This is a genomic window from Peptostreptococcus stomatis DSM 17678 (assembly GCF_000147675.1).
GTDB lineage: Bacteria > Bacillota > Clostridia > Peptostreptococcales > Peptostreptococcaceae > Peptostreptococcus > Peptostreptococcus stomatis.
This window is the reverse complement of sequence record NZ_ADGQ01000069.1, coordinates 1-9,288: the sequence shown is the minus strand read 5'-3', so window position 1 is coordinate 9,288 and position 9,288 is coordinate 1. Positions and strand designations below refer to the sequence as shown.

Sequence of the window (9,288 nt, the reverse complement as noted above, 5' to 3'; positions counted from 1 at the left end):
ATTATTTGTCTCACATCAATTGTAACACTACATATAAGCTGTTTTATTTATCCAAACTATATTGACAAAAAATAAAAATTATGTTAATATACCAGTGGTATATACCGTTGGTATATTAGTGAGGAGGTATTTAATGAAAATATCAGCAACGCAACAAAAAATATTAGAAGTTGGCAAACGGGAATTTTTAGCAAAGGGATTTAAGGATGCATCCCTCAGAAAAATTGTAGCAGAAGCTGGATTTACCAAAGGAGCTTTTTATGGTTATTATCCAGATAAAGCAGCTTTATTTGAAGCACTTGTTTCTGAGGCGGCGGATGGTTTGATAGAACAATTCAAAGCTGCACAAGATGCCCATTTTGATTTAATTCCCGAAAATAAAACTTCGGAAAGCAGAGAGCTGTCTACAAAATATCTTCTGCATTTTGTGAATTATATTTATGATTATTTTGAAGAATTTAAGCTTGTCCTTTGTTGTTCTGAGGGCACAAAATATGAAGATTATATTCATGAACTTGTAGAATTAGAAGTATCCCGTACAGAAAAATACTATGCCATTCTTAAAGAAAAAGGCAAAATAACAGGGAGAGTCAGCCATGATTTACATCACATGATTACCAGTGCATATTTTACAGCTGTATTTGAAACAATTGTTCATGATATGTCGAGAGAACAAGCAATTGAATATGTTGAAGAACTTGCCATTTTTTTTAATTCTGGATGGGAGGGACTTTTACGGCTTACATAGGCTGTAAAAAAATTTTGTATTTAGGTTAGATAAAGCTAACATTTGTGTTAGAAAGGATGTTCTTATTATGAAAAATGAAAACAAATTATTGACAAGAGATTACATTTCCATAGGTATTTTTTCGCTTATTTATTTTGTCATTGCATTTGTGATAGGTGGTATCGCACAGATGACACCTGCAACTTTTCCGTTTATGCCAATGATAGTCGCTTTGTTTGCAGGCAGTGTTTTTATGTTATATACCGCTAAAATACCGAAACGCGGGTCGCTTGCCATACTTGGTATTCTTGCCGGAATCCTCTTATTTGTTACCGGTATGTTTTGGATGATGTCGGTATTTTTTATCATATTTGGATTTGTTGCGGACTTTATTTGCCAATCAGGAAATTTCAAATCATTCCGAAAGAATTTACTTGCCTATTGCGTGTTTGCACTGTCTCCAATGGGAGCCTATATCCCTATGGCTATCATGCCTGCACAGTTTGGTGAATTCATGCGTAGAAAAGGAGATGTTTCTTCTTTTGAAGGAATCATCAATGCGATTAGAATAAATTGGTGGGTTATCCCTCTAATGATTCTGGGAACAATTATTTGTGCCATAATCGGAGGCTTTATTGGCAAAAAATTATTGAAAAAGCATTTTGAAAAAGTGGGGATTATATAGATGATTTTGGATCCCAGAACAAAACTTCTGATTTTATCAATAACCAGTATTTCCGTTTTTCTGAATGAAAGTATCGTCATAGAATGCCTTTTTACTGCAATACCCGTATTCTTGCTCTTGCAGGCGAAAGAGTTCCGTACTGCTTCAAGATACGGAATTCTCTTTATTGCGTTATTGATGGTGCAGCTGCTTGTGATATTAAAATTACCCGTTACAATCGGAGGCATCATATATATGTTTGATGTCTATATAAGAAAATTGATTCCTTGTTTTATGCTCGGCGCATTTTTAATACGCACGACAAAGGTAAGTGCTTTTTTAGCTGCATTCAGTCGATTGCATTTGCCTAAAGGTTTCACAATTGCACTTTCTGTTACATTGCGATATTTTCCGACAATGGCTGAAGAATGGAACTATATTAAAGATGCTATGGCTCTCCGAGGAATAGCTGCTTCTTTTACAGGATTTTTACGGCATCCGGTCAAAACAATGGAGTATGTATATGTACCAATGTTGGTATCTGCATCCAAAATCTCTGATGAAATCACGCAAGCCGCAATTACAAGGGGAATTGATCATGCCGGAAGACGTAGCTGTATGGAAAAAGTTTGTTTTTCAATCCATGATGCGCTGATTGTAACAATCTATATAGGAGTTATGTGCATGATATTTTTTAATTTTTTACGAGGAGGTGTATTCCCTTGATTAAATTTATAAAGCTTTCTTTTTTCTACAAGGATATGAAACAAAGTTCTTTACGGGAATTACACTTAAATATTCAAAAAGGACAATGTGTTCTTTTATGTGGTGCATCCGGATGTGGAAAAACGACTCTGACACGATTAGTGAATGGATTGATTCCTCATTTTTTTGAAGGAAACATTTCAGGCAAAGCAATTGTAAAAGGATTGAATGTTGCCGAGACCGAAATTTCAAGTCTTTCCGATAGTGTCGGCACAGTTTTTCAAAATCCGAGAACACAATTTTTCAACACAGATACAGATAGTGAAATTGTTTTCGGACTGGAAAACAGAATGCTTGAGACGAAAGAATTAAAACAACAGCTTGAAAGAGTTGTTAAAGATTTGCATATAGAAAAATTAAAAGGATGTAGTATTTTTGAACTTTCCGGAGGGGAAAAACAAAAAATTGCATTTGCGTCTGTGTATGCCACGAATCCAGACATTTTTGTGTTGGATGAACCGTCCTCTAATCTGGATTTTCATTCTGTGCTTGAACTGAAAAAACTGATAGAAAAAATAAAACGGCAAGGAAAAACAATTATCATTGCAGAACATCGCTTGTGGTATTTAACAGATATAGCAGACAGGGTCATCTTAATGCAAGATGGTCAGGTTTTTAAGGATATGAACATACAAGATTTTTGCAGGCTTCCGGTTGAACAGATACAAAATATGGGACTTAGGTGTCGAAATCTTTCTGAAATAAAAACAAATATCAATGGTAAAAAAAATTCCGAACACAGCTTGGAATTAAAAGATATCCATGTCAAATATGGCGAAAAGAGTATTCTGCAAAATATATCTTTCTCCGCAAGTGGCGGAGAAATCGTCGCAATTACCGGCGCAAACGGAACAGGAAAAACGACACTGGCACGCACGATATGCGGACTGATAAAACAAAAATCGGGAAATATTTTTGTAGACGGCAGGAGTCTGTCTGCAAAAGCGCGTATTAAAAAATCTTACATGGTGATGCAGGATGTCGGACATCAACTTTTTACGGATTGTGTGGAAACAGAATGCACACTCGGAACAAAAATAACAAATGAGTCTGTTATTGACGAAACTTTATCGGTCTTATCTCTTTCCGAATTAAAAAACAGACATCCCCTTTCACTTTCAGGAGGACAAAAACAGAGGTTGGCAGTGGCAATCAGCTTGCTTTGTGATAAAGAAATTCTTATTTTCGATGAACCGACCAGTGGGCTTGACTTAAAAAGCATGCGGGAAGTAGGAACGATGGTAGAGAGACTTTCTGAACAGGAAAAAATCCTGCTCATTATTACACACGACATTGAATTTATAAAAACAATATGTTCCAGAGTTCTGCTGTTGTCAGGCGGTAAAATAATTGCCGATTTGAGAGGTGAAGAAAAGAAAAATATCGAAAAATATATTTTGGCAGAAGGAGATCGAAATGAAGAATAAGAAGAATAAAAACACATTGCATCGCTTATTTAAGTTTGCCGGATCTTGTAAAGGTTTGCTTTTAAGTTCGATTATTTTTGCCGTTCTTGGTGCAGGGTTCGGAATCGTTCCGTATATTGCCGTTTCACGCATTATCATTCAAATATGCGCTGGCGATTACAGCTTGAAATCAATCCTGCCGATGGCGGTAATTGCTCTTTTGGGTTATCTTTTGCAGCTTGGTTTTTCAACCGTATCTACGGTGAGGTCTCACAGAGCCGCATTTACTGTATTGAAAAATATTCGTACTGCACTTACGAAAAAATTGTCACGAGTGCCCATGGGGTTTGTCATGGATACCCCGTCGGGAAAATTCAAAACTATGCTTGTGGATACGGTTGAAAAACTGGAGTTGCCTCTTGCGCATATGATACCGGAATTGACAGCAAATATTATGATTCCTGTCTTAATGTTGATTTATTTCATGTTCCTTGATTGGAGGCTGGCACTTATTGCGCTTGCAACCTTTCCTGTCGGAATGCTCTGTTACATGGGAATGATGAAAGATTATGAGAAGCGTTATGACAGAGTTATTAAAGCCGCAAAAGCGATGGATGCCGCTATAGTTGAATATATAGGGGGAATCGAAGTCGTCAAGGCTTTTAATCAAAGTAGCGATTCTTATCGCAAATACGCGGAAGCAGTAAAGGAAAATGAAAATTCTAAATCGGAATGGTTCAAAAAGACAAATCCGTACTATGCGGCAGGTATTGCAATAGCCCCTTCCAGTCTGCTCGGAGTTCTTCCTGTTGGAAGTTTGTTTTATATAGGCGGAAGCATAAGCGCAGGCAGTTTTATATCCTGCATTATTTTATCATTGGGTCTGATTGCTCCGCTTATTCAGGCATTGCGATATACAGACAGCCTTGCTATGGTAGATGCCACCGTAAAAGAAATCGGCAGTCTTTTGGATACGGAAGAAATGGAACACCCGGAAAAACGAGTACAACTTAAAGGAGAAAAAATAGAATTTTCCAACGTCTCTTTCTCTTACAAGGATACAGAGGTTTTACACAGCATTTCCTTTGAAGCGAATGAAAATGAAATGACGGCTTTGGTCGGACCGTCGGGATCGGGCAAATCCACTGTCGCCAGACTCATTGCATCTTTCTGGAATGCGGGAAGCGGAACCGTGAAAATAGGCGATGTCGATGTGCAGAACATACCGCTTTCGCAAATTATGGAACATATTGCGTATGTTTCACAGGATAATTATTTGTTTCATCTTTCTATACGAGAAAATATACGGATTGGTAAGCCGGATGCTACAAACAGGGAAATCGAAAATGCAGCAAAAAAAGCAGCATGCCACGATTTTATTGAATCACTTCCAAGCGGTTACGATACCGTCGTCGGAGACAGCGGAAGCAATCTTTCCGGAGGAGAAAAGCAGCGCATCGCCATTGCAAGAGCCATATTAAAGGACAGTCCCATAATTATTTTAGATGAAGCTACCGCCTTTACAGACCCTGAAAATGAGTCGATCATTCAGCACTCTATCAGCGAGCTTGTAGCAGGAAAAACGCTGATTGTCATTGCCCATCGATTATCTACTATCACATCAGCCGATAAGATTATCGTCATGAATGCAGGAAATATAGAAGCGGAAGGAAAACATGAGGAGCTTACCCAAAATTGTGCTCTTTACAGAGAACTTTGGAATGCACATATCAGCACACTTGATATGAAGGAGGTATCAGCATGATTAAGATGTTCAGACGACTTTTGGATTTTTCCGGAACGGAAAGAAAAAGATTGATTTTATCGTTTATCTTTCATATGTGTAATTCCGTGTTTGAGATGCTTCCTATTATGGCTGTGCTTACCGTTCTGAATGGAATCCTGCTGTCACTCTCAAACGGTTACATGCCGGTTGAAACAATATGGGAAGCCTTGGGGATTATGCTTTTAAGTATTTTAGGGCGTATTCTCTTTACAAATCTTTCCGCCGTAAAAAGAACCCTTGGAAGTTTTTCTATGTGTTCCAAATGGCGTATGGAGCTTGGAGAAAAATTAAAACGCGTTCCTATGGGATATTTTAATGAGCATCGGCTTGGAGATATTACAGCGGCAGTTACTACAACACTTGGAGATCTGGAAACCAATGCAGTTACCGTCATGGAAGCGGTAGCCGGAGGATTTATCCATGCCGCAGTTATAGGGATATGGCTTTTGTTTTATGAATGGAAAATTGGAGTTTTGATGTTCATAGGGCTTTTTCTTTCCCTTTGTGTGTACGCAAAAACACAAAAAGCCGGTATGAAATATTCTCCGCGCAGACAAGCTGCACAAGCAGGACTTGTTACAGGCATTTTAGAATATATACAAGGTATGTCCGTGGTCAAGGCATTCGGACTTGCCGATCGTTCGGATAAATCCGTAGACGCTGCAATCAATGAAAGCACAGAGGCAAATATCGCTTTGGAAAAAGTTTTCTCCGGCTTGGCGTCCATCTTTCAAATGATATTCAAATTTGCCAGATTTGCAATCCTTGTTGTTGCACCATACCTGCTTATGAATGGAGAAATACCTCCCGAAAAATGCCTGCTCCTTATTGTCGCAAGTTTCATGATTTTTACGACTGTGGAGCTTGCAGGAAGTACGGCTGCCGTTGCAAGGGTTGTGGATGCTTCTTTAGACAGATTGGAAATGATATCCAATATGCCGCTTCTTGATGAAAAGGGAACAGAACTTGTTCCGAAAACATACGACATTACCGTTTCAAACATTTCCTTTGCATATGAAGAAAAGGAAATTCTGCATAATGTAAGCTTTTCTGTTCCTCAAGGTACGAGCTGTGCCATTGTAGGACCATCAGGTTCAGGAAAGACGACCCTTTGCAGTTTAATTGCACGGTTTTGGGATGTAAAAGATGGAGAAATTCTTTTAGGCGGCGTTAATGTCAAAGACTATACCTGCGACAGCCTTCTTAAAAATTTTTCCATCGTATTTCAAAGGGTTTACCTTTTTGAAGATACTATTGAAAATAACATTCTTTTTGGAAAACCGAAGGCAACAAAAGAAGAAATGATTTCAGCGGCAAAAAAAGCATGCTGTCACGATTTCATATCCGCACTTCCGGACGGATACCAAACAAGGATCGGAGAAGGAGGTGCAACCCTTTCCGGTGGTGAGAAGCAGCGAATCTCTATCGCACGAGCAATTTTGAAGGATGCACCTATTGTCATTTTAGATGAAGCTACGGCAAGTGTTGATCCTGAAAACGAACGGGAATTACAGCAGGCTATTGCAGAACTGACAAAAAATAAAACACTTCTGATGATTGCTCACAGGTTGAATACAGTTCGAGAAGCAGATCAAATTCTTGTTCTTGAAAATGGACGAATTGTGCAAAGAGGAAAACATCAGGAGCTGATACAGCAGGAAGGACTTTATCGACGATTTGTTGAAATTCGGGGAAATGCAATTGGATGGAAATTAGGAGGTCGAGAATGACATACAAAAAATTTTACTTCGGAAAGTTAAATGTGCAGATATTAAAAAATATAGATGCGGAACATAAAACAAAAATGAAGCAGCTCATCAAAGAAATAAATCAAGGGTCGTGGACAGAAAAACAGAAAAAAAGGCAAAAAAGAAGCATCATTTCAAATATAGCCTTGTATCAATGTTTCATAGATAAAGGGTTTTCAAAAAACGAGGCGAAAGAATTGGTAAAAGAGTATTCATTTTATGTTGCCCAAAAGGCACATAAGCTTTTGAAAACATTTTTTCATATCCCCGGTTTTTTCAGGATATTTCGTTTGTTTATGAGAAAAGGTATGTCGGGTGATGAAATATGGAAAAGCAGAATCCTATCGGATGACGGAAAATATTACCGTGTCGATGTGCTCAAATGTCTTTGGGCAGATACCTGCAAGTTTTTTGAATGCCCGGAGCTTTGTGAGATATTCTGTTTGTGTGATCATATCGTATTTGGAAGTATAAAGGGATTTGTATTTGAAAGAAGTCAAACATTGGGAATGAACGGTGAAAAATGCGACTTTTGCTTTATAAATAAGAAAGGAAAGAATTAAATGAATAAGGCTGAAAAATAAAGACAAAAATAAAACAAAAAATTAAGGAGGGTCTTATAATGGATGTTCGTGATAAATTACTTACAGAAAATCCTTGGAAATTGATGATTAGCCTTAGTTTGCCAGCGATTTTGGGTCAACTGATAGTAGGATTATATGCCTTTGTCGATTCAATTTATGTTGGGCAAATGGTAGGAACCGATGCCATGAGTGCAGTTTCGGCGGCATCTCCGTTTGTATTGATCAATAATGCGATTGCAGTTCTTCTTGGGATAGGTTCGGGCTCTGTACTTTCTCGGGCAATCGGGAAAAAAGATAAAGAAACCGTGGATAAGATTATAGGAAATTTGACTTTCTTGGTAATCATTCTATCATCAGTAGTTATGATTATCGGTATTATATTTGCTCCTGAATTTTTACGCTTATCTGGTGCCTGCGGTGAAGTTCTGGAGATGGGTGTTTCTTATTTAAGAACAGTATATCTCGGCTCCATATTCGTAAATTTTATGCAAGGTGCAAATATGGTAATAAGGGCAGAGGGCCGCATGGGGGTTGCAATGGGAATCATGGCGGCCGGTGCTATTTTGAATATTATATTAGATCCTATATTCATTCTGCTTATGCCATCTCGGGGACCGCAAGCTGTTGCAATCGCAACTGTAATTTCTCAAATCAGTCAAGCTTTGGTCACCTTAATATACTTCTTGAAAAAAAGTCCGGTGGTTCGTTTTCATGGGATAAAACCTGCAAAAGATTTATTACCTGAAATTTTTTCTGTGGGAATGAGCGCTATGCTCATGCAAATTATGATGTTGGTTCAAATGACAGTTGTATATAATACGGCAGTGCATTTTGGCGGAGAAAATCAAATAGCTCTTATGGGAGCCGCTCAAAGAGTTATGCAGCTTGCATTTGTTCCGATATGGGGAATGAGTCAAGGGATGCAGCCCGCTGTCGGAACAAATTTCGGAGCAAAAGAATATATAAGGGTTAAAAAACTTACGAATGTATTTATTATAGGTTCTACTTGTCTTGCCGGATTTTTCTTTGCCATAATCGAAATTTTTTCAGTGCAGATACTATCTGCATTTATTACCGATTCAGCTATCGTAAGTTCAGGATTATCTAATTTTAGGCTTATGTACTGCATATTTCCTACGTATGGCATGCTCATAATGACAGTCACTTATTTTCAAGCTATCGGGAAAGCAAAACAAGCAGGAGTATTGGTTATACTAAGACAACTTGCACTTGTAGTCCCTTTAGTATTGATATTACCTCGTTTTCTGAACGGAAATGTTCTCGGAGTATGGCTGGCGTTGCCTTTGAATGATGTCGCTATAATTTTGATTGCCATTATATTGCTAATTAGTGAATACAAGCACATTACCAAGCTTGCACAGGAAATAAGCAAGGTGAAAGTTGGCGAAATATCATGAAAAAAAATTTCTTTTTGAGCTGTTTCATTGCTTTTGCCTTTTGCGTTTTATTTCCACATTCCTTTATTCTTGCTGCGGAAGTAACCGACAATTACGAAACTGCTTTTGATAAAATTGCAGATGCATATATAGGTAAAAGTGTTCCGGGAGCATGTGTCATTGTATCTGAACACGGAGAAATTGTGTTTTC

General features: G+C 38.1%; 8 protein-coding genes and 1 pseudogene. All 9 read left to right on the top strand.

Annotated features, from left to right (window positions below):
• Window positions 1-133: 133 nt before the first annotated feature.
• Window positions 134-748, top strand: a complete 615-nt coding sequence (locus tag HMPREF0634_RS07850; protein WP_007790725.1) for a TetR/AcrR family transcriptional regulator — start codon at window positions 134-136, stop codon at window positions 746-748.
• A 67-nt stretch (window positions 749-815) separates the two neighbouring features.
• On the top strand, window positions 816-1,412 hold the full coding sequence (locus tag HMPREF0634_RS07845; protein ID WP_007790733.1) for an MptD family putative ECF transporter S component: 597 nt from the start codon (window positions 816-818) through the stop codon (window positions 1,410-1,412).
• Complete coding sequence (locus HMPREF0634_RS07840) at window positions 1,413-2,117, top strand: energy-coupling factor transporter transmembrane component T (protein WP_007790720.1); 705 nt, start codon at window positions 1,413-1,415, stop codon at window positions 2,115-2,117. It begins immediately after the preceding gene.
• Entirely contained in the window at window positions 2,114-3,583 is a 1,470-nt protein-coding gene (locus tag HMPREF0634_RS07835; protein ID WP_007790715.1) for an ABC transporter ATP-binding protein, read from the top strand. Before HMPREF0634_RS07840 ends, HMPREF0634_RS07835 begins: the two co-directional genes overlap by 4 nt.
• The gene (locus HMPREF0634_RS07830) at window positions 3,573-5,327 is read left to right on the top strand and encodes an ABC transporter ATP-binding protein (protein ID WP_007790718.1); all 1,755 of its coding nucleotides are present in this window, start codon (window positions 3,573-3,575) and stop codon (window positions 5,325-5,327) included. The genes HMPREF0634_RS07835 and HMPREF0634_RS07830 overlap by 11 nt, the downstream gene beginning before the upstream one ends.
• Window positions 5,324-7,078 carry an ABC transporter ATP-binding protein gene (locus HMPREF0634_RS07825; RefSeq protein ID WP_007790713.1) on the top strand — a complete coding sequence of 585 codons (1,755 nt, stop codon included), beginning with the start codon at window positions 5,324-5,326 and terminating at the stop codon, window positions 7,076-7,078. Before HMPREF0634_RS07830 ends, HMPREF0634_RS07825 begins: the two co-directional genes overlap by 4 nt.
• Window positions 7,075-7,659: an L-2-amino-thiazoline-4-carboxylic acid hydrolase gene (locus tag HMPREF0634_RS07820; RefSeq protein ID WP_007790730.1), complete on the top strand. Its 585-nt coding sequence runs from the start codon at window positions 7,075-7,077 to the stop codon at window positions 7,657-7,659. The genes HMPREF0634_RS07825 and HMPREF0634_RS07820 overlap by 4 nt, the downstream gene beginning before the upstream one ends.
• 59 nt (window positions 7,660-7,718) lie before the next feature.
• On the top strand, window positions 7,719-9,098 hold the full coding sequence (locus HMPREF0634_RS07815; protein WP_007790727.1) for an MATE family efflux transporter: 1,380 nt from the start codon (window positions 7,719-7,721) through the stop codon (window positions 9,096-9,098).
• Window positions 9,095-9,288 (top strand): annotated as a pseudogene (locus tag HMPREF0634_RS07810) (serine hydrolase domain-containing protein); the annotation flags it as partial. The gene HMPREF0634_RS07815 and the pseudogene HMPREF0634_RS07810, both read left to right, overlap by 4 nt.

Coding starts and splice junctions, on each gene's coding strand:
- HMPREF0634_RS07850 (WP_007790725.1), top strand. CDS start 134: ATGAAAATATCAGCAACGCAACAAAAAATATTAGAAGTTGGCAAACGG.
- HMPREF0634_RS07845 (WP_007790733.1), top strand. CDS start 816: ATGAAAAATGAAAACAAATTATTGACAAGAGATTACATTTCCATAGGT.
- HMPREF0634_RS07840 (WP_007790720.1), top strand. CDS start 1,413: ATGATTTTGGATCCCAGAACAAAACTTCTGATTTTATCAATAACCAGT.
- HMPREF0634_RS07830 (WP_007790718.1), top strand. CDS start 3,573: ATGAAGAATAAGAAGAATAAAAACACATTGCATCGCTTATTTAAGTTT.
- HMPREF0634_RS07825 (WP_007790713.1), top strand. CDS start 5,324: ATGATTAAGATGTTCAGACGACTTTTGGATTTTTCCGGAACGGAAAGA.
- HMPREF0634_RS07820 (WP_007790730.1), top strand. CDS start 7,075: ATGACATACAAAAAATTTTACTTCGGAAAGTTAAATGTGCAGATATTA.
- HMPREF0634_RS07815 (WP_007790727.1), top strand. CDS start 7,719: ATGGATGTTCGTGATAAATTACTTACAGAAAATCCTTGGAAATTGATG.